Origin of the sequence: Streptomyces sp. NPDC127119, from assembly GCF_042677425.1 — a bacterium.
Classification (GTDB): Bacteria; Actinomycetota; Actinomycetes; order Streptomycetales; family Streptomycetaceae; genus Streptomyces.
This window is the reverse complement of record NZ_JBHXTO010000095.1, coordinates 1-18,619: the sequence shown is the minus strand read 5'-3', so window position 1 is coordinate 18,619 and position 18,619 is coordinate 1. Positions and strand designations below refer to the sequence as shown.

The window sequence follows — 18,619 nt, the reverse complement described above, 5'->3', positions numbered from 1 at the left end:
CCCATCCACCCTGAACCGCTCCACCAAAAGCAAAAGCCCCAGGTCACGGCGAGTGAGTCCTGAGGCTTCCACAGAGCCGCCTTCGGGATTCGAACCCGAGACCTACGCATTACGAGCTGTCCGATCTTGGTCCGCAGCCGTCCACGGACGTCCGCCAAAGGGCCCGCATGCAGGTCAGGCGACGTACCGGACGTCCGTGGACGGGTGCGCACCGTGCCGGATTGGGCAGCAATCGAGACTAGAACTGAGACTGGCGCCAGCCGTGCGGTTCCTCCTCCCCCGACCGAATCTGACACGCCGCCCATGAGGACGCCTGAACGAGGGCACGTCATTCGCAGCCCGTTGGGGAAGTACTCCAAGGCCAAGGCTTCTGTTGGCTAGGGAGGGCTTTTTTGAGAGCCCCTTCAATCGAGGCCCTAGCGGAGCTTGAAACCGGAATAAGAGTCAAGGCTGCAGAGTGGAGGCGTGTGTTCAGCGCTGCCAAATCAAACTTGGGTACAGATTGGTAGCTGAGTGCCTAAGCCTTGTCCAAGTGCTTCCTAGCAGAGAGGAGGAAGACTCCCACGGCCTCGCCCGCTTCTTGGCTCACGGAGCGCACAGCAACCTTTCCGGCTTCTGCCTCAGGGTCGTCAGCTAGTACCGTCCTGACGAGCACCTCCAGCACCTCGCCCCAGGCACGGAGCGCGTGGCCTATGCGCATCGCTTGCTCAGTAATCTTCGCTGGCCCCTCCAGCATCACAACAATGGTGGCCGCGTCGATCTCAGGGAGCAGTGCACTCTTCGCTGCCTCCAACGCGTCGGTATCCGCTGTGGTACTCATCGACGCAAGAGCTCTTCGCTCGATCGGTTCGAGAGCCTTCCTGAGCGAGTCGACGCGCTCCAGCAGCACACCGTAGGAATCTCGCTGCACTTGGCGACGCCACTGGGAGTTGCTGGCCCTGGCTTGAGTACGGAGTTGCAGCCAAGTAATACATGAGCCCAGAAGAGTGCCCAGGACACCCACAGCAGCTCCGTAGACGGCGGCTCTCCCTTGATCCATCTGCAGATTCTCTCTTAACTTCCTCTGGCTGCGGTTCTTCAGACCGCCTACGCAGCCGGGCAGCGGCCGACGCGTCGCCGAGTGTGCATTGCCACTCAGCGAACTTCCTCGCCCTGAAGAGACGATCAGCACCCCTAGACACTCGACCACATACATTTGACGTGACCGCTCAGAATCCTTCTTCTTCCCTCGGGAGAAGCTTCGTCTTTAGCGTCGCATCGTCGCCCGGCGCAAGACTCACCGGAAATGTATCTTGATCCGAAATTGCCGCGTCGACATCCGGCAATTCAACCGTTCTAACTGATGCAATTACCTTCTGAACTTGGCCAACATAAATGTGATTTCCACAGATTTCCGTGTACAAATCCTCCTGCAATCGAAGTTGACCGGCGCCTGTGCCGGTAGTGGCGCGCCACCTCTCCACTCCTTCTCGGGTGAATGTAATACTGGCTTTATTCCACGTAGTGGTCAGTTCATTGCCGCCAATGAGGTAGTTAGCCAGCTTGAGTCGTCCCGCATCTTCGTCCGACAAGACTTCTGGAATCGGAAAAGAGAAGCCGGTGTACTCTTGCAGTTTGGCCAGTATCGCAATATACTTCCCAAACTGCACAATGTCGGACATAAATGCATCGGGGAGTATGTTCAGTTGCGTAATCTCGTCATTTACTGCCAGTCCCCACTGATTCCCAGCCTTTAGGTGAACCATAAATCGGAGGGTGGGTAGCAACGCCGAAGGCAAGACCCCTTCTCGATGCTCAAAGCTAAAGGTATGCCTGGCAGTCCTTTCTGGGACATTGAGACGGGATCGAATACCAAAAAATCCTGTGAGGTCACAAAGTTCAATCTGTGCTCCTTTCTCTCCCCGGAACTTCTTAGTAAGGTTGAGCGGAATGGCCGCAAGTGGATGACCGTGTGCGTCCGTCACAACTACCGAGTACCTAATGCCATCAGGTTCTGGTGTCGCAGCAGATTCGAGTGAGAAGACTCCTCCAGACCACTTGCCCCCCATCCCGGCCGGGGCGTCAATCTCGACAGACTTAATGAAATCGTCCGGCAATTCTACGGGGACGCCGTAGTCAATTGAATCCTCAAAGTCGGCTTTTGCCGCCTCTCCTTCAGGAGTCTTGGGAAACGTGAAGGTTGCTTTTATGACGAAGGGACGATCAAGTTCGGCTCCCGGATACCTTGGGTGCGCCTCAGGCTTCACATTGCCGTCTGGGGCGATATGGAACCCAAACGTATAGTGTGGATCGATTTCATTCAGCTGAGACATTACGCGCTTTATGCGTCCAATCGCATCGGGAATTCCGTTCGCGAGGGCTGCCTCTTCTCGGTTTATCTCCCGAAGGAAATCGACAATTTCAGAATTACTGTCACCTGTGTAATAACGCGCTATCTCGGGCCGTCGAGATAGCTCCGAGTCCAGCCATGTACGCCCTCGCGTAAAGTCACCAACGAACGGATAGTCTGCTTTTAGTTCGTTATACCATTCCAATTCCCCCGGCGTCACATCAAGCGGCATGATCAACCGCCATTGCCTTGGATCATGAGAAGAGGCCTTTTTCAAAGATCGCTTGATCTGACCCTTGCGGGAATTGTTCAGCCTTCCCGTGAAGCTCTTCACCTCGTAGATAATCAAGCCGCTTTCTAGCGGGACCTGCACGTCTCTGCCGCCATCCCCGCCTGATCCGTCAATGCGTTGAGCCTCAAGGTGGAGACGGCTAATAAGGACAGAGATGATGTCCTCAATCTTGGCCGGATCGAGATCGACCCAGCGAATTGCGTTCGATGTAGCCACGCCGCCCCCTGTTAGACGAAGTCATCGCGAAGTGTGTGGAGTCAGTATCCATTGCCCGGCTGATTCCCGCCAGGTAGTCCCCATATCCCAGGGTTGTCTGGTAAAGTGCCACAGTCGAACAGCAGGATCCCGCTTATGTTGATCACAGATGGGTTTAGAACTCCTCAGCTCCGCGTCGCCTCATCTGATTGACCTCGATGCTCCTGCGATCCATGTACGAGTGCAGCGCCACCACGAAGCATTCCCTGGAATAGCGACCTGCCTGCTCGTCCACCGATCACCGGCGCGCCGCAGTGCGCGATTGTCCGCCTCACAGTCCGGTTCGGTGGATGTAGGAGATAACGGTCAAGGTCTCCTCCTTGATGGTCCACGGCGAGGTGCAGTGAAGGATTCCACCGGTCGCGGTCACGGGTTCAACGGTGCGATCCAGTTCGATGGAGTGGACGATCGCGAGGGCGTTGTCCGGGGCGAACTTGCGCTGCCATTCGACCTCGGCCCGCGTCAGGATGATCTGGCCACCGTCGGACGTGGTCCCCTTCACCTCTACGTGAAGCTTCTCGTCCCCTCGCGTCAGGTGAAGGTCGTACGGCTTGCTGGCGCCAACGTCCTTCACGGCCCATCCCTGGGCCTCGAAGTACTCAGTGGCGAGCAGGACACTGCGCTTCTCGATGGCCCTGCGCTCGACGGCAGTGAGGAGGAACCCTTGACCGCCCCTGCGGGCGCTCCTGCGGTTCGCGGTGGTCGCCGCGCTCTGGGTTGCCTCGCGGACCTCGATCGGTAGGTCGCCGGGAACGTAGGTCGCGTCGTCCGCGGCCTTGTAAAGGGGGCCCAAGAGCCGCGCCATGAAGAGGAGATCTTCGCTCAGGACATCCGAGCTGGGGATGGCATCGCGCTGGTACTCAATGGCCACGACGTTGCCGGGCTCGTAGCCTTTGCCAAGCTTCGTGCGTGCGTTGAGACGGATCTGCGTCAGCAAGTCGGCTCGCTCGGAGGCGACTTGCTCGATGAGCGGGCGGGCCCAGTCCATGCGCTTCTTCAGGGCGGCTGGCTCACGGGGCTTGAGCTCGCCGGCGATCCACTCGGTCGTGCCCTGCATGAGCGACAGGTAGACGCGTTCGCCGTCGCCGCTGAACAGATAGACGATGTACCAGCCGTCGGTCGCGCTCGGAGTTCTGCTCTTCGAGTAGACGCGGGTCCACACGACTTCAGCCCTCTGACCGGCCCCGTCCTTGCCCTCCACCCCGACATCGTCGAGGGGTATCTCCATGGCTACGGCGAGAGCCTCGACATGCTCACGCAGCCAGTCGCGGATCTCGGTACGAACGACGAAGCCACGACGCTGCATGTCTTCGGTGTTCTTCGCCTGCCATACCTTCTGAAGGCCAAGCACCTCACTCAAGAGTTCATCCACGCCCGAACAGTAGCCGCAGGCACTGACATTGGGCTGTGCAAGTTGGCCTCAGACGTACTACGGTCCCGGCCGGGTGTATGACGTAGCGCGCTGCCAGCGCCGCGCGACGTTCCACCCGGACGGTTAGGAGGCACAGGCGACAACACGGCGTTCTTCGTGTGGCTTGACGGCCTAGCCAGTAGGTCGGCTAGGCCGTCGTGCTGCCGAGACGTCTGAGTGGGTAGCTACGAGGTGAACTCAATCAGCGCGGTTCTGCCCGTCGATCTCTCGTTTGTAAGGTAGGTCGGGCGCCGGTTCGGTTTCAAGATGCAGTTCATCCTCACGAGCGCGCGCCCAGAACCGGCCGTCCAGCGAGAACTTCGGGCGCACATCGTCAGAGGAGACAGGAACGAGGCGGGTGGAGATCCATTCACCCTTGATCGGTACCGGCAATTCGAGCGCGCGGGCGACGTGAGGGTGTGAGCCTTGGTGACCCAGCACGACGATGCCTTTCGGACGCAGTGCTATCCGTGCATCGCGAGCTCGCTTCGGCGAGTCGTCCTGCTGGGCGACGGTCAACACGGTCTGTCGGCCAATGATCCGGTTTCGCACCTCGCGGAATAGCTGGTTCACCCGCTGCTGTCCCGACGCGGCTCGGCCCGCTCGTGATTCAGGGAGAATCCGCTCGCGTGTCTCGGATTCCAGGTGAAGCAGCAGGTTCTTGGGCAGATCTCTCTGGAGCCCACCCCAGAGCCAGTACACCTCAGACTTGGCGCCGTAGAAGAGTTTGCGCTTGTTGTCTCGGTTGTAGGCACGGACGCGGGCGCCGTTTGCATCCCGCTCCTGCTTCCAGCGCAAGCGCTCATCCGTGATCCGTACTATGCCCGCAGCCCACTCGCTCGTGTCGTCGTTCATCCAGGTCAGGACTGCAACATGGTCGGCACGACCACCACGCTCGCCATGGTCAGCGCACAGATACATCTCCATCGGGATCTCCCAGCCGCCGAGATCCTTGGAAAACTTGCAGTCGATGTCGACGCCGGCGATGGACCAGTCGAGGTCGGCGCCGTTGTCGATGTCGAACTCTTTGGTGAGGTTCACCTCGACGGCTGTGCCGAGATACGTCTTCTCGGTCTTCGTCAGGTGCTGATACGCCCAGCGCCCCGTCCGCTGACCATCGAGCAACTCGTCGAGCGAGTCACGGAGTGCCCATCGGAAACGCTCTCGCGCCTCCGGCTGGTTGTGGAACCACTCCACGAACGGGGCAAGGTCATCGGGTACGTGCTGAGTAAGACCGGACTGGATCCGCCACTCGCGCGGCACCCTGCCCATGGCCTCGCGCGGGGGATCCCAGGTGCGGAACGTATTGCGGCGCGAGTGCTTCGCCGCCCGCGCTCGCGACTCCTGCATGCCAACCTGAACGGCATCCTGCTCGAACGGCAGACCCTCTTGAATCGTCACGCGCTGAAGTCTGGCAGCAAAGCCCCACCACGGCGGGCGCGGTCGTCAATCAGCAATCAGCGGGAGACGCATCCTCGACCGGCTGGCGAACCGTCCACGTGTTGAGGCCCTGCAACTTGTCTCCACTGGGGCGGGCCCAACCGAATGCGGCACTGAGGACATGCATGGCCAACCGGGGAGGCACAGCGTTGCCGATCTGCTGACCGACGTCACGTCCGGACCACGGGTAGTTGGTCGGGAAGGTCTGAAGGCGGCCCGCTTCGGAGAAGGAGAAGCGGTCGAGTTCGGAGCCATCCGGACCGACGACGCGGTTGCGGGAGATCTTCCCCGTGACCGTGGCGGACGGCTCCTCGGACCGCCTGCGACCGCGGGCTTTCGGGTCGCCCCCGGTGCCATAGTTGGAGATGACCTCGAAGGCGGTCGGTCGGCTGACCACGTCGGCCATCGTCCGCCACGGCAACAGGTTCGCGTCCCCGGAGTCTCGCGCGACGCCCTTGCGGTAGATGCGGTGTGTCGCTGATGGAAGCGTCACCGGAGCCTTGCCATACCGGGCGATCAGAACAGCCCGCCGACGGGTCTGCGGGACGCCGAATGCTTCGGTATGCAGGATGCCGCAGTCGACCTGATAGCCCTCCTCGACCAGTGCCTTCGCGTACGCCTTCCACACCGGAAGCACGGCGGGCACCTGCTCAAGGACAATCGCCCGGTAGGGGCGGTCGAGTTTGTCGATGGCGTCGAGCGCCCACATGAGAGGTTGCAGGACGAGCCCCGTTCGCTCGTCGTCCAACTTGGCCAGATCCTTCTCGACCTCCTCGCGGTCCTCTCGGGCAACCAGCCGTTCGACAAATTTTAGAACCTCTTCGAGGGCCTTACGGCCGACGCCTGTTCCCGCAACGGTGAAGGTCTGGCACGGAGGTCCGCCGGCCAACACGTCCGCCTCGGGGAAATCGGAGGGCCCATATAGGCGAACGTCGCCCTCGGCGGTCTCCAGGCCAGCGGCACGGCGGGTAGTACATGCGGCCGCGTCCCATTCGACGCCCACCGTGGGGATACCAAGCTTCTCCGCTGCCACGTCGAGTCCGCCGGGGCCAGCGAAGAGGTCCACGATTTTGGTGGGCTGCACTCAGGTCTCCAGATGTGTCGTAACGGGGCGACGGTGCTCCGAGCTCGGTGAGCCCGGTTGCCCGCTCTGACTGTCGCTCGCTGGCGACCACGCAGCGTACCGCGAGGCACCGACAGCCTCACGCTCTTGCGAGGTCGCCCTGCCATGACAACCACCTCCCTGGCAACGAGGAGGGATCCGGGAATCGCGACGGCTGCTTCCACGAGATATGCCTCCTTGATGCAGCAGAGGAAGCTGTAACGCGTCGAAAGCACCACCACGGTTTTCAAGAGCGTTCACTGACACGAACCTCAACCGCCCTTGACCAGTGTGTTCTCTGGCTGCGTGCGTCTCGGAGTGGCAGTCCTGGCCGGAGGTTGGCCACAGTGGGGTTCAGGACCTCACTTCGTCAGGTCCTCAAAGCCGTGATCCGTTGGACCCGTCAGGCGCTGAGCGAGCCACCCCGATACGCGAGGTCCGCCGTTCACCGCGCCGCCCTCGCGGACCGTGCGTACGTGCTCGAACCCCTGACGGAGGTAGTACTGCTGTAGCGGTTCGTTCGTAGTCCACGCATCGAGGCGTAGCCATTTCGCCCCGTCGCGGTACGCCCGATCCCCCGCCCAATCGAGCAGTCGGCCCCCGAGGTCCTGACCGGCGTGCGTGCGTGCGACCGTCAGCTTGTTGATGAACCGGGACGGCTCGCTCAACTCCTGCTCTGTCCATAGCCCTGCTTCGACTTCGGGCGTGAGCGTGATGGTGGCAGCGGTCGTCTCGCCATCCATGACCATGAAGACAACGCCTGCCTTGATCGTGGCCAACAGGAAATCAGCAGGATAGGAACGCTGCCACTGGTCGGAGCCTAGACGCGCAAGCCAAGCTGCGGCCTCCTCGCGGAACGCCAACAGCTTGGCCACGTCGCCGGGTTGGGCGGGGATGATTCTCACTGAGTCCCGTTCTCGCTTCTGACGGACTGGTCGCCGATCTCGTAGTTCATACGGTTCAGGTCGCCCCGGAACGTGGTGATGGTGCATCGGATCGGCCGTTCCGATGAGTACCCCGTACGCATCCACAGCAGCACGGGGACGCCCGCGCCGATCTCCAGCAACCGGGCTTCGTCGGGCGTGGGCATCCGTGTGGAGATCTCATCGAAGTACCCCACCTGTTCGATTCCTCGGTCAGCGAGGTAGCGGGTAGTCCCTTCTTCGATGTCCCCAGGCTCAGCCAACCGGGGCGCCTCGTCAGCAAGCCACGCCGGGTAGTACGTGGCCTGAGTCGACCACGGGACGTTGTCGACGTAGCGGTGACAGAACCGCAGGACAGCGCGGGAATCAGGCTCAATCCGTAGCCTCTCCGCGATGTCCTTTTGCGCGGGAAGGATCTCCACTCGGAACGTCTGATGCGGCTTGCGGCCGGCATTGGTCACGTCCGTGCTGTATGAGTCCCCGTGCTGCGGGAAGTCCAGATTCTCGAACCGGGAGGCGTTCAACTCGAACGGCTCGTGTCTGGTCACCTCGTAGCCGAGCCCCTGGCTGGACGTGATGAGTCCTTCGCTCACAAGCAGAGCCAGACCTGACCGCACCGTGTTCCTGGACGCGTCGAAGCGCGTCGCAAGCTCGCTCTCAGACGGCAGTCGCCGCTTGTCGGTCGGGTCATACGCGCCTTCCTCGATCTCACGGCGCAGGACGTCGGCCAGTTGCCGGTACTTCGGCTGCTTGCTCATGACCCCATCATGACGCACTCGCGCAACTTGTTGGTACATGCGGACTCCAAACGCTTGACGACTCACCGTCCGTGGGTGCAGCATCACTACATCAGCTTGTACCAACAAGTTGAGCAGGTGGTGCAGCACCACTAAGCATGCCTGCATGCACTGACAACTCCACAGCGTGATCCACCACAGATACGACGGCCGTGACGACTCCGGCCGAGGTGAGTGGAGACCAGTCGGTCACCTCCCGTCAGGGACACGCACCGACTCAAAAGAACGGATCTGCCCAAGGGCAACCACGCCGCGCGAAGAGACCGAGATGCGATTCCTCGGAAGAGCGGGACTGAGGCACAGATCCATATCGCGTACGACGGGCCGTCACCTCCCGCAAAAGGTGTCCGGCGTGGGGCAAGGCCCACGCACCTCTTCACCTAGACCACTTCGCCGCACTTGGTGCGGCCGGTTGCCTGATCCGCATCTCTCGTAGGTGCGGTGAGGGGGAGCCGGAACATCCCTTCGCTTTTGGGAGTCCTTATGACCGCAACGCTCATCGCCGTACTGGGCACGCTCGCCGGAACCGTTGTCGCCGGGTTCATGCAGCACCTGACCGCGACCCGCACCGCCCGTACGGCCACGACCGAGCAGCGTCGCAAGGCACTCGCCGAAGCGATACCGGCGCTGCTCGCCGCGCTGGTCGGTCACCGCGAACAGCAGTACCTGAAGATCGTGGCCCGCCGGGACGGGCAAGCCGACACCGTTGAGGCGCGGCAGTCCCGGTACGCGGCTCGCTCGGCTGTCACCAGCGCCATGGACACGCTGTTCATGGCCACGCGGGACAGCGACCTGCTCGCCCTGGCGCAGGAAGCGGTGGACACCGCGATGGCCCTGGGCGATGTGCCGGCCGATGAGCTGGACGCGGCAGGCCTGCGGGCCCGCAAGGCACACACCGCGCTGCGCACCGCCGGTGCCCGCCACGTCTACGCCTGACCACACCGCTCCACCGCCCCGGCATCCAGCCGTGAAGGGCGCGGAATCGAATTCCGCCCGGGGCACTCACCCCGCCGCAGCTTGCGACGCGGGTTCTCCGGAGCAGTCGCCGTCTCACCAACACGCCTGCGGCTGCTCCGGTTTCCAGTCCCTCCACATCAGGAGCTGACATGACGTACGCCGAAACCGTCGAGACCATCCGCTACACCGCCGACGTCGTCGTCACCACAACCGACGGCCACGTCTTGCTGATCGAGCGCGGATGGGCTCCGTTCAAGGGGCAGTGGGCGTTGCCCGGCGGTCACGTCGATCCCGGCGAGACGAGCCGCCGTGCTGCTGCCCGCGAGCTGGCCGAAGAGGCGGGCGTGCATGCGGCGCCGGAAGAGCTGGACCAGATCGGCACGTTCGACCGGCCCGACCGTGACCCGCGCGGCAGGTACGTCACCGTCGCCTACCACCTCACCGTCATCCCCGGAACGATCGTCGAAGCCGGAGACGACGCGACCAACGCCCAGTGGTGGCCCCTGAGCGACCTGCCGCCGCTCGCGTTCGACCACGCCGCGATTCTGGATGCGGTCGCGGCTCTCACCTCCTGACCAACTGATCCGCCCCGATGGTCGCAATGCCGGGTTCGACTCCCGGCGGGGGCACTCCGGCCGCTGTCCAGCGGCCGTGCCGCACATCGTTTGTGCGGCTGTTCATCGCGAACGGCGCGCGGCGCCCGGGTTGCACCCCGGGCGCCGCTGTTCGGGCCGTACCAACCTGCTAGGGAGACCACGACCCATGGTGTACATCGGTGCTGTTCAGGCGGTTGTTACCGCCGACGTTTTCGACCGTGAGCCGACGGCTGCGGAGCTGGACGCGATCGACCGCGAGATGCCCGTCATTGAGGCGGACATCGAGTTGTTGGACGCGCAGATCATCACGCTGGACCGGACGCCGAACGAGGTGGACGCGCGGCGTATCCGGCGGGCCCGCCGCAAGGTGCTCGCCGCTCGCCTCGCGGCGGCCAACCTGACCACGATGCGCATCCCGGGGGTGTCCGCGTGAGCATCCCCCAGACGCTCGCCGTGCTGCTCGCCCTCGGGGGTGCGGCATGAACCTCAACCGCAAAGGCAGGGCCGCCCTCGTGCTGGCCCTGGTCGCCGTGGTCGGCATGGCGTTCCGGGTCTCCTGGAACGCCCTGCGGGACATCGCGGGCGCGGTCGGCGCTGATGCGACGGCCGCGATGCTCTACCCGTTCGTGGTCGACGGCCTGATGGCGCTCGCGCTCATCGCGACCCTCGTCCTGACCGATGACGCGCGGAAGTTCGCGCTGCGGGTGCTGGGCACGTACACCCTCGCTTCGCTGGTCCTCAACTACGTTCACGGGCTCGTGCCGGAGCTCCACAGCCAGTCGGGCGTCACGGTCGACTGGAGTCGGCTCGCGGACTGGGACCCGGCGAACTGGGCGCTCGTGCTGCTCGCCACGTCGCTCCCGGTCGGGTCGATCTACTTCGGGTCCGACCTGGTCGCCAAGGTCCTGCACCACCGCCCCGCCCCGATCCCCGCCCCGGTCGCGAATGCGGAGGAATCCACTGAGATCGAGAGGATTCGGTCTACGGCTGACCTGCCGGAATCGACCCCGCAACGGATCACTGGGGCGCCCGTGCGGATGCCCGATCCGGTCGCGGTCGGGTTCCTGAAGCCGACCATCCCGCTTAAGCCGATGCCTGCCGTGGCTCCGGCGGCGGTCGCCTCGATCGCAGCCCGTCCCGTACCGGCTGAGTCGACCCGCCCGCGCCGGGCGACCGGTCGACTTCCCGAGGCCGCCCGACCGGCGCGACCGAAGCGCACTGCGGCTCAACTGCTCGATGAGGCACGGACGGTGTCCGCCGGTTGGCCGGACGCGAAGGTGACCGCTGAGGGCATCCGCCGGGAGGTCCACACCTCCCCGGCCAACGCCCGGATGCTGCGCGACACCCTGCTCGCCGAACGCGCCACCACCCCGTGAGAGGAGTACCTGAGCATGGGCAAGCCTGACACCCGACGCCTTGACCGCGAGATCCACAAGACGAACCGCAAGCTGGAAGCGGTCCGCAACGAGGAGATGTGGCCGCTCACCGGCTCCGAGCGCCGCGCCGTGCTCGCCGCACTGGCCGGCGGCTCCTACCGGGTCGCCCGCGGGAAGAGCACCGACCGCGCGGACCGCAAGCTCGAAACGGTCTACCAGTCGGTGCAGACCCGCCTCGTCACGGAACTGAGCGCGTTGCAGAGCGAGCGGCAGCGTCTCGTGACCGAGGCCGCCAAGGCGAAGGCCGCGAAGAAGTCGGCGGGTTGGTTGTGGTGACCATGTCCGCCAAACCGGCGCCTCCTGGCGAGTGCCCGCAGTGCTGGCAGCACGCCCACGACAAGCGCGCACACCGCCACCTCGCACCCCGGCAGGACTGCCCGCAGTGCGTCGACCACCTGCGCAACGGCCACCCCACCCTCGTGCCCGGCAAGAAGTCGAGCTGGTGGTGACCACACCCGCTCCGCCCGCACATCCCGCCGCCTGAACCGCGCGGCCCGCACGTTGCGACTGCCCGGGGTGGCCACCCCGGCCACGGACCCGGCCACCCCGGCACACTCCCGTGAACTCCCGCCCCCGCAAGGGCAGTCAGGAGTACTTCCAGCATGTCTGAGAACGTCGTTCACCTGCACAAGAACCCCGAACCGGCCGACGAACCGGCTGCTGTGACCACGTTGACCGTGGTCCCCGACCCGGCCTCGCCCGCCCCCGTGCCGTTGTGGGTGCGCTCCGGCCGCGCGGTGAAGAACGCAGTCACGCACGAGCAGACCACGGCCACCGCCCGCGCGATAGCCCGGCACAGCCTCTACACGGTCAACGGGGGCCGGATCGTGGCCCGCCGCACCTGGGACGGCAAGACCGGGGCCCGCTACGAGCGCATGATCCGAGCGGCAGAAGCCGCCGGGAACCTGGAAGTCGCGGAGGAGTGGGAGGAGCGGCTGCAGCGCTTCCGCGCCGCCCGCCACCACCGCCGCATGGACCTCCTCCACTCGCCCGTGGAGGCCGCCAAGGGCGCGTTGGTGGGGACCGGGATGGGGATCGGTGCGCTGGTCGCGTTGGGGATCGTGATGGCCATCAACAACGGCGACATCGCCGACGTCATCACACCGCTCAAGGCCACGATCAACTTCATCGCCACCATGATCCGGATCGTGCAGATCGTGTGGGGCCCGGCCCTGACGCTCGGCCCGTTCCTGGCGCTGCTCGCGCTGTGGGCGGTCGGCAGCAAGCAGCAGGCGGCCCCGACCTGGTCGATGCCCGCCAACGTCCGATCGAGCGAGGGAGAACCCATCACCCCCTCGATCGTCGTCAAGGCCCTGCGTGACCTCGGGGTGCCCGCCCTGCGCAACGCCATCAAGGACATGGGGGATGCCGGCGCGTCCATGCTCGGGCCGATCACCATCGCCGGATGCGGCGTGGAAGTCGACGTCACCCTGCCCTCGGGGGTGTCCACGAACGAGGTACAGAACAAGCGGCGCAAGCTCGCGGAGAACCTGACCCGGCACGAGCACGAGGTGTTCATCACCATCCCGCAGGCGGCACGGACGGTGCGGCTGTGGGTGGCCGACTCCGGCGCGCTGGATGAGCCGATCGGACCGTCTCCGCTGGTCACGGACGAGACGATGACCGCCGACTACGGCAAGGGCCGCGCCCCCTGGGGGCAGGACCTGCGCGGTGACGCCGCCGCGCTCAGCCTCTACCAGCGCCACCTGCTCATCACGGGTCTGTCGAACCAGGGCAAGACCGTTGCCCTGCGGTCGCTGGCTCTTTGGCTCGCGCTCGACAGGTCGGCGCAGTTCCTCATGGGTGACCTCAAGGGCGTGGGTGACTGGGCCATGTTCGACGGGCTCGCCACCACCCTGATCCAGGGTCCGACGGATGAGCACGTGATCCAGGTGACCGAGATGGTCGAAGGCGCGGTGGAGGAGATGAACCGCCGCATCCAGGCCCCGCCCGGCACCGTGTTCCCCGCGCTAATCGTGCTGGTCGACGAGGCGCAGGTCGCGTTCATGTGCCCGGTCAAGGACGAGGACAAGCGCCCCTACGGCGGGGCCAAGGCCAACTCCCGCTACTACATGGCGGTGCGCAAGATCCACAATCAGGGCCGTGCGGTCAACGTCCTGATGTGGCAGGGAACCCAGGACCCCACCAACGAGAACCTTCCCAAGCTGGTCCGCGAGGGCGCCCACACCCGCGCCTCCCTCGCGCTGGGCACCGAGTCACAGGCCCGCATGGCGCTCGGGGACAAGGCGGTCGACGGGGGCGCCGCTCCGAACCTGCTGCGCCCCGGTCTGGATCGGGGAACCCTGGTCGTCGCCTCGTCCGGCATCGACATCCCAGCCGGTCAAGCGTCCCTCACGGTGCGCACGCACTACATCGACGACGACGCGGCCACCGCCATCATCGAGCGAGCCAAGGCCCTGCGCGACGGCGTCACCACCCTGCACGCCATCGACCGCAGCCAGGACCGTGACCCGCTCGCGGACATCGCCTCCGTGGTCGGCACCGCAGAGCGGGTCCGCACCAAGGACGTCCTGTACCGACTCGGCACACGGAACACGGACGCCTACGGCGGCTGGTCGTTCATCGACCTCAAGCGCGTACTCGACGGCACCGGAGCCGAGCCCTACAAGTCCGACGGGGTCATGGTCGTCGGCCGTGACCGGCTCGCCCGAGCCCTCGCCAACCGAGGCGACGACGGTTCCGCTTCCGCCGCTGAGTGACAGGGAGTTGACCGGTCGCGGGTCAGGGAGGCAGGGAGAACTCCCTGACCCCCTCCCTGACCTGCCTCCCTCCACCTGACCTGCACAAACGATCTGTCAGGGAGTCAGGGAGGCACCCCAGGTCAGACCCTGGAAACCCCCTCCACAGCACACCCCCAAGGGGGTGCCCGAGCCTCCCTGACCCACCGCCGGAAGGGATTCCGCATGTACCCCGAACACCCTGGTCACCTGCCCGCCGAACGGGCCGTGACCGTCCACCAGCCCACCCCCATCACCCACCTGCCGGCCGCCACGCTCGTGACCATGCAACCGGGCTCCGTCCCGGCGGTGGCGAGCGTCGTCCTGCCCGACGGTCGGGTGGTCACGGGCTACGCGATCAGCCCCATGCAGCCCGAACCCCTCGCCGCCAAGCCGCCCGTGTCCCGTACGGCGGTGAACGTCGCCCTCGGGGGCGTCGGGTTCCTCGCGGTGTGCGGCGGCCTGCTCCTGCTCACGTCGTTCATCGCCGCGTTGACCGCGTTCATCGCCCAACTGATCACCCTCGCCGCCGTGATCTTCGGCGGCTGGATCGCCGTACAGATCCTCGGCACGAGCAGCCACCACGGCGGCGGCAACACCTTCCACATCCGCAAAGCCGTGATCAAGCGCAACCACTTCCACGGCTAGCTACGCCAAGGGCGGCCCCCATCCGACCAAGAACCGGGGCCGCCCTTGTTCCACCTGCCATCGACAGACCTGTGGAGGTCTCCCAGCATGACGCAACCCACCGACATCCGGCGAGAGCGCGGCCACCGGCCGCGCCTGTTGGATCTGTTCTCGTGCGCCGGCGGCGCCGGTACCGGCTACGCGCGCGCCGGTTTCGCCGTGGACGGCTGCGACATCGCCCGCCGGCCGAACTACCCGTTCCCCTACCACCACGGCGACGCGTTGGCCTACCTCGCCCACCTGATCGCCACCGGTGGGATCCGCCGGTACGCGTTCGTCCACGCCTCCCCGCCGTGCCAGCACGGATGCGCGCTCACCGTGGGCACCAACGCCTCCCAGGGCTGGGGCCGCACACACGTCGACCTGGTCACGCCCCTGCGCGTCCTGCTCGACCGGACCGGACTGCCGTACGTGATCGAGCAACCCAACGGCCGCGCCGCGATCCGCAAAGACCTCACCCTGTGCGGCGAGATGTTCGGACTCGGAGTCATCCGACACCGCAACTTCGAGCTGGGCGGCTGGACCGCTCCCCGGCCGGCGCACGTCGCGCACCGGGGCCGTGTCCGCGGCTACCGGCACGGCGAGTACTTCGACGGCCCGTACGTAGCCGCGTACGGAAACGGCGGCGGCAAACCGTCCGTCCCGGAGCTTCAGGCCGCAATGGGGATCACGTGGACCGGCGTGCGCGAGGAACTGACCGAAGCCATTCCCCCCGCCTACAGCGAGTGGATCGGCCGCGCCGCCCTTGCCGCGCTCGCCCCGGTGATGGAGGTGGCGGCATGAGCACGCACCTGCTGAACGCGGCCCTGAGTGCCGCTGAGCGCGGTTGGCACGTCTTCCCGCTCCGGCCCGGCACCAAGCGCCCCGCACTCCATGGAGAGGCCGCCTGCCCCGGCACCGGTCCCTGCGTGAGCGGGCACCGCAAGTGGGAGCAGCGGGCGACCACCGACCCGGACCGCATCCGCGCGACGTGGGCGCGCGGTCCGTTCAACGTCGGCATCGCTACCGGCCCGTCCGGGCTGGTCGTCGTCGACCTGGACATGCCCAAGGGCAACAGCAGTGAGGGCACGCCTGACGGCGTGACGACCTTTGAGGCGCTCTGCGAGCGCACCGAGGCGCGGGTGCCGGACACCTACAGGACGCGGACCGCAAGCGGCGGGACGCACCTGTACTTCACCGCCCCGTCGGGCGTGCGGCTGGCCAACACGGCGGGCACCCTGGCCCCGTTGGTCGACACCCGTGCATGGGGCGGGTACGTCGTCGCTGCGGGCAGCATCACCCCCGCCGGATCGTACGAAGCGCTGAGCGGCCCCGTAGCGGCCCATCTGCCTCCGTGGCTGCAAAGCATCCTTCGACCGGCCCCCCGGACGTCTCAGGCGCCCTCAGCGGCCACAGCGGGGCAATCCAGTCGATATGCGGATGTAGCGCTTGCTGCTGAGGTGCGGAACGTCCGTACAGCCCAACCGGGTTCGCGCGAGGCCGTGTTGTTCCGTGCCGCGCGCGCCCTGGGACGGTTCGTCGCGTGGGGCGACCTCCCCCGGCACGTAGTTGAAGACGCTCTTCAGGAGGGGGGCGAGGCGACCGGGCTCACCGCTGCCGACTGCCGCTCCACTCTGCGCAGCGCCCTCAACTGGTCCATCGCCCACAACCAGCAGCGCAGGGGGAACGCGGCATGACCACCCCACCCCGCCCCCTCCTGAAGAGCATCACCATCACCCCGACCAAACCGGCGGACGCTCCACAGGCTGTGGACGCACCGACCGTGGGCGACCCGAAGGGCGTCGCCGTAGGCGTCCCCACTGCTGTTGGTTCTGACCCGCAGAGCGGAGACGGCCGGTACCCCGTCGCGTGGCTCCGCATCACCGCGCCGCGCGGGGCGACGCCTACGGCCACGTCGAAGTGCCTGTGCGGACGCGACCGCAGCGCCATCGGCCGCGCACGGGTGCTGGCCCTGATCACCGACCACGAAGCGCACCGCGACACCTGCCCGCTCCGCACCCGCCAGGAAGGGAGGGCTGCCGCATGAGCGACACCATCGACGGCGCGACGCTGCTCAACGAGGTAGAAGCCTTCCACCGCCGGTTCAACGTCTTCCCCCACGAGGCCGCCTACGTAGCCGTGGCGCTGTGGGACGCGCACGCCCATCTGTTGGACTGCTTCGACTCCACCCCGCGTCTGGCGTTCCTGTCCCCGGAGCCGGGGTCGGGGAAGTCGCGGGCGCTGGAGATCGTGGAAACCCTCGTGCCGGAGCCGATGACGGCGGTCAACGCGTCCGCCGCAGCCCTGTTCCGGTCGGTGTCTAACCCGAACGGGCGGCCCACGATCCTGTTCGACGAGATCGATACCGTCTTCGGGCCGAAGGCAGGGGACAACGAGGAACTGCGCGGGTTCCTGAACGCAGGTCACCGACGGACCGGGGTCACCTACCGGTGCATCGGCGACGGCGGCAACCAGACCGTTCAGGCCTTCCCCTCGTACTGCGGGGTCGCGGTAGCCGGACTGGGCAACCTGCCCGACACGATCATGACCCGCTCCATCATCATCCGCATGCGCCGACGGGCCCGCAACGAACGCATCGAACCCTTCCGTGCCCGTCTGCACGAGGCCGAGGGGCACGCGCTGCGCGACCGGCTCGCCAAGTGGGCCGAGCACGCACGGGGGTTCGTCATGGGCGCGTGGCCGGAGATGCCCGACGGCGTCTCCGACCGGCCGGCGGACGTGTGGGAATCCCTGCTCGCCATCGCCGACGCCGCCGGTGGCGACTGGCCCGAGCGGGCACGTGCTGCGTGCGTGACGCTGGTGACCGCGTCCAAGACCAACGACAAAGGCAGTCTCGGAGTCCGGCTGCTGACCGACCTGCGCGATCACGTCATGGTCGGCATCGACCGCCTGCCCACCATCGCCATCCTCGACCGGCTCAACGCGCTCGACGACGCGCCCTGGGCCGATCTGAACGGCAAGCCGCTCGACAGCCGGCGCCTGTCGAAGATGCTCGCGGAGTACATGACGGCGGACACCGAGCCGATCGCGTCCCGCAACATCAAGACCGCCGGGAGCGTCCTGAAGGGCTACTACGCCACCGATCTGCACGACGCATGGGGCCGCTACTGCCCCCCACCCCCGGAAAGTCCGCTACCTCCGCTACCGGGCATGGAAAACACGGTCTGACCTGCGGTAACGCGGTAGCGGCAACCGGCCTCGGTTGCCGCTACCGAGCCGCTACCCATCCGCTACCGCTACCCCTTCCCGCTACCTCCAACAGGCCCCTGACCTGCGAGGTAGCGGCGGTAGCGGAAGTAGCGCCCCTCAGAGGGACCCCCCGAAGAACCGCTGGCAGAGGAGTCACTGCATGAGCACCGCCCTCGCTCCTGTCGAGCAACTGCTCTACACCCCGGAGGAAGCCGCAACGGTCCTCCGCCTGGGCCGTTCCACCGTCTACGAACTGATGGCCGCCGGCGAGCTGCGGTTCGTCAAGCGCGGCCGTTCCCGCCGGATCAAGCGAAGCGCCCTCGAAGCATTCGTGGACAACCTCGAACCGCAGCCCGTCTGACCTGACCCACCTGAGGCGGGGCCCGCCACCGGCCGGGGCGGCTGTCGCAGGGCCGGCTAACTGAGCCGCCGGAAAGAGAAACAGGAAAAGAACATCAAAGTAGGCG

At 65.9% G+C, this 18,619-nt stretch carries 20 protein-coding genes; 13 read left to right on the top strand and 7 right to left on the bottom strand.

Annotated elements, in window-relative coordinates:
* Nucleotides 1–517: 517 nt before the first annotated feature.
* From ACFVH5_RS30855 to ACFVH5_RS30825, 7 genes are all read right to left on the bottom strand, one after another.
* Nucleotides 518–889 (bottom strand): hypothetical protein, encoded by a 372-nt coding sequence (locus ACFVH5_RS30855; RefSeq protein ID WP_385836997.1) that lies wholly within the window; start codon nucleotides 887–889, stop codon nucleotides 518–520.
* 319 nt (nucleotides 890–1,208) lie between these two features.
* Complete coding sequence (locus ACFVH5_RS30850; protein WP_385836996.1) at nucleotides 1,209–2,837, bottom strand: hypothetical protein; 1,629 nt, start codon at nucleotides 2,835–2,837, stop codon at nucleotides 1,209–1,211.
* Nucleotides 2,838–3,147: 310 nt separating this feature from the next.
* Entirely contained in the window at nucleotides 3,148–4,248 is a 1,101-nt protein-coding gene (locus ACFVH5_RS30845) for an MrcB family domain-containing protein (RefSeq protein ID WP_385836995.1), read from the bottom strand.
* Nucleotides 4,249–4,485: 237 nt separating this feature from the next.
* Nucleotides 4,486–5,688 carry a NaeI family type II restriction endonuclease gene (locus tag ACFVH5_RS30840; RefSeq protein ID WP_385836994.1) on the bottom strand — a complete coding sequence of 401 codons (1,203 nt, stop codon included), beginning with the start codon at nucleotides 5,686–5,688 and terminating at the stop codon, nucleotides 4,486–4,488.
* Nucleotides 5,689–5,737: 49 nt separating this feature from the next.
* Entirely contained in the window at nucleotides 5,738–6,811 is a 1,074-nt protein-coding gene (locus ACFVH5_RS30835) for a DNA cytosine methyltransferase (RefSeq protein ID WP_385836993.1), read from the bottom strand.
* A 380-nt stretch (nucleotides 6,812–7,191) separates the two neighbouring features.
* Nucleotides 7,192–7,734: a GNAT family N-acetyltransferase gene (locus tag ACFVH5_RS30830; RefSeq protein ID WP_385836992.1), complete on the bottom strand. Its 543-nt coding sequence runs from the start codon at nucleotides 7,732–7,734 to the stop codon at nucleotides 7,192–7,194.
* The gene (locus ACFVH5_RS30825) at nucleotides 7,731–8,510 is read right to left on the bottom strand and encodes a GntR family transcriptional regulator (RefSeq protein ID WP_385836991.1); all 780 of its coding nucleotides are present in this window, start codon (nucleotides 8,508–8,510) and stop codon (nucleotides 7,731–7,733) included. The genes ACFVH5_RS30830 and ACFVH5_RS30825 overlap by 4 nt, the downstream gene beginning before the upstream one ends.
* A 522-nt stretch (nucleotides 8,511–9,032) precedes the next feature.
* On the opposite strand from ACFVH5_RS30825, the gene ACFVH5_RS30820 reads away from it, so the two are divergent.
* The 13 genes from ACFVH5_RS30820 (at nucleotide 9,033) to ACFVH5_RS30760 (ending at nucleotide 18,513) form a co-directional block, all read left to right on the top strand.
* A complete protein-coding gene (locus ACFVH5_RS30820) occupies nucleotides 9,033–9,485 on the top strand; it encodes a hypothetical protein (RefSeq protein WP_385836989.1) in 453 nt (150 codons plus the stop codon).
* 170 nt (nucleotides 9,486–9,655) lie between these two features.
* The gene (locus ACFVH5_RS30815) at nucleotides 9,656–10,081 is read left to right on the top strand and encodes an NUDIX domain-containing protein (protein WP_385836988.1); all 426 of its coding nucleotides are present in this window, start codon (nucleotides 9,656–9,658) and stop codon (nucleotides 10,079–10,081) included.
* A gap of 187 nt (nucleotides 10,082–10,268) precedes the next feature.
* Nucleotides 10,269–10,535: a DUF6284 family protein gene (locus ACFVH5_RS30810; RefSeq protein ID WP_385836987.1), complete on the top strand. Its 267-nt coding sequence runs from the start codon at nucleotides 10,269–10,271 to the stop codon at nucleotides 10,533–10,535.
* Between the two features lie 46 nt (nucleotides 10,536–10,581).
* On the top strand, nucleotides 10,582–11,478 hold the full coding sequence (locus ACFVH5_RS30805; RefSeq protein WP_385836986.1) for a DUF2637 domain-containing protein: 897 nt from the start codon (nucleotides 10,582–10,584) through the stop codon (nucleotides 11,476–11,478).
* Between the two features lie 15 nt (nucleotides 11,479–11,493).
* Nucleotides 11,494–11,814, top strand: coding sequence for a hypothetical protein (locus ACFVH5_RS30800; RefSeq protein ID WP_385836985.1), 321 nt, complete (start codon nucleotides 11,494–11,496; stop codon nucleotides 11,812–11,814).
* 2 nt (nucleotides 11,815–11,816) lie between these two features.
* Nucleotides 11,817–11,987 carry a pRL2-8 gene (locus ACFVH5_RS30795; RefSeq protein ID WP_385836984.1) on the top strand — a complete coding sequence of 57 codons (171 nt, stop codon included), beginning with the start codon at nucleotides 11,817–11,819 and terminating at the stop codon, nucleotides 11,985–11,987.
* A 153-nt stretch (nucleotides 11,988–12,140) separates the two neighbouring features.
* Entirely contained in the window at nucleotides 12,141–14,258 is a 2,118-nt protein-coding gene (locus ACFVH5_RS30790) for an ATP-binding protein (protein WP_385836983.1), read from the top strand.
* A gap of 204 nt (nucleotides 14,259–14,462) precedes the next feature.
* A complete protein-coding gene (locus tag ACFVH5_RS30785; protein ID WP_385836982.1) occupies nucleotides 14,463–14,924 on the top strand; it encodes a hypothetical protein in 462 nt (153 codons plus the stop codon).
* Between the two features lie 87 nt (nucleotides 14,925–15,011).
* Nucleotides 15,012–15,746, top strand: a complete 735-nt coding sequence (locus ACFVH5_RS30780; RefSeq protein ID WP_385836981.1) for a DNA methylase — start codon at nucleotides 15,012–15,014, stop codon at nucleotides 15,744–15,746.
* Nucleotides 15,743–16,639 carry a bifunctional DNA primase/polymerase gene (locus ACFVH5_RS30775; protein ID WP_385836980.1) on the top strand — a complete coding sequence of 299 codons (897 nt, stop codon included), beginning with the start codon at nucleotides 15,743–15,745 and terminating at the stop codon, nucleotides 16,637–16,639. Before ACFVH5_RS30780 ends, ACFVH5_RS30775 begins: the two co-directional genes overlap by 4 nt.
* Complete coding sequence (locus tag ACFVH5_RS30770; RefSeq protein WP_385836979.1) at nucleotides 16,636–16,989, top strand: hypothetical protein; 354 nt, start codon at nucleotides 16,636–16,638, stop codon at nucleotides 16,987–16,989. Before ACFVH5_RS30775 ends, ACFVH5_RS30770 begins: the two co-directional genes overlap by 4 nt.
* Nucleotides 16,986–18,131 carry a DUF3631 domain-containing protein gene (locus ACFVH5_RS30765; protein WP_385836978.1) on the top strand — a complete coding sequence of 382 codons (1,146 nt, stop codon included), beginning with the start codon at nucleotides 16,986–16,988 and terminating at the stop codon, nucleotides 18,129–18,131. The genes ACFVH5_RS30770 and ACFVH5_RS30765 overlap by 4 nt, the downstream gene beginning before the upstream one ends.
* Nucleotides 18,132–18,312: 181 nt before the next feature.
* Nucleotides 18,313–18,513: a helix-turn-helix domain-containing protein gene (locus ACFVH5_RS30760; protein WP_385836977.1), complete on the top strand. Its 201-nt coding sequence runs from the start codon at nucleotides 18,313–18,315 to the stop codon at nucleotides 18,511–18,513.
* The last annotated feature ends 106 nt before the right edge of the window (nucleotides 18,514–18,619 follow it).

What these genes read in the sequence shown, in the direction of transcription:
- ACFVH5_RS30795 (WP_385836984.1), top strand. Translation starts at nt 11,817, where the DNA reads ATGTCCGCCAAACCGGCGCCTCCTGGCGAGTGCCCGCAGTGCTGGCAG.
- ACFVH5_RS30825 (WP_385836991.1), bottom strand. Translation starts at nt 8,510, where the DNA reads ATGAGCAAGCAGCCGAAGTACCGGCAACTGGCCGACGTCCTGCGCCGT.
- ACFVH5_RS30765 (WP_385836978.1), top strand. Translation starts at nt 16,986, where the DNA reads ATGAGCGACACCATCGACGGCGCGACGCTGCTCAACGAGGTAGAAGCC.
- ACFVH5_RS30760 (WP_385836977.1), top strand. Translation starts at nt 18,313, where the DNA reads ATGAGCACCGCCCTCGCTCCTGTCGAGCAACTGCTCTACACCCCGGAG.
- ACFVH5_RS30780 (WP_385836981.1), top strand. Translation starts at nt 15,012, where the DNA reads ATGACGCAACCCACCGACATCCGGCGAGAGCGCGGCCACCGGCCGCGC.
- ACFVH5_RS30785 (WP_385836982.1), top strand. Translation starts at nt 14,463, where the DNA reads ATGTACCCCGAACACCCTGGTCACCTGCCCGCCGAACGGGCCGTGACC.
- ACFVH5_RS30820 (WP_385836989.1), top strand. Translation starts at nt 9,033, where the DNA reads ATGACCGCAACGCTCATCGCCGTACTGGGCACGCTCGCCGGAACCGTT.
- ACFVH5_RS30805 (WP_385836986.1), top strand. Translation starts at nt 10,582, where the DNA reads ATGAACCTCAACCGCAAAGGCAGGGCCGCCCTCGTGCTGGCCCTGGTC.
- ACFVH5_RS30810 (WP_385836987.1), top strand. Translation starts at nt 10,269, where the DNA reads ATGGTGTACATCGGTGCTGTTCAGGCGGTTGTTACCGCCGACGTTTTC.
- ACFVH5_RS30770 (WP_385836979.1), top strand. Translation starts at nt 16,636, where the DNA reads ATGACCACCCCACCCCGCCCCCTCCTGAAGAGCATCACCATCACCCCG.
- ACFVH5_RS30790 (WP_385836983.1), top strand. Translation starts at nt 12,141, where the DNA reads ATGTCTGAGAACGTCGTTCACCTGCACAAGAACCCCGAACCGGCCGAC.
- ACFVH5_RS30800 (WP_385836985.1), top strand. Translation starts at nt 11,494, where the DNA reads ATGGGCAAGCCTGACACCCGACGCCTTGACCGCGAGATCCACAAGACG.
- ACFVH5_RS30775 (WP_385836980.1), top strand. Translation starts at nt 15,743, where the DNA reads ATGAGCACGCACCTGCTGAACGCGGCCCTGAGTGCCGCTGAGCGCGGT.
- ACFVH5_RS30815 (WP_385836988.1), top strand. Translation starts at nt 9,656, where the DNA reads ATGACGTACGCCGAAACCGTCGAGACCATCCGCTACACCGCCGACGTC.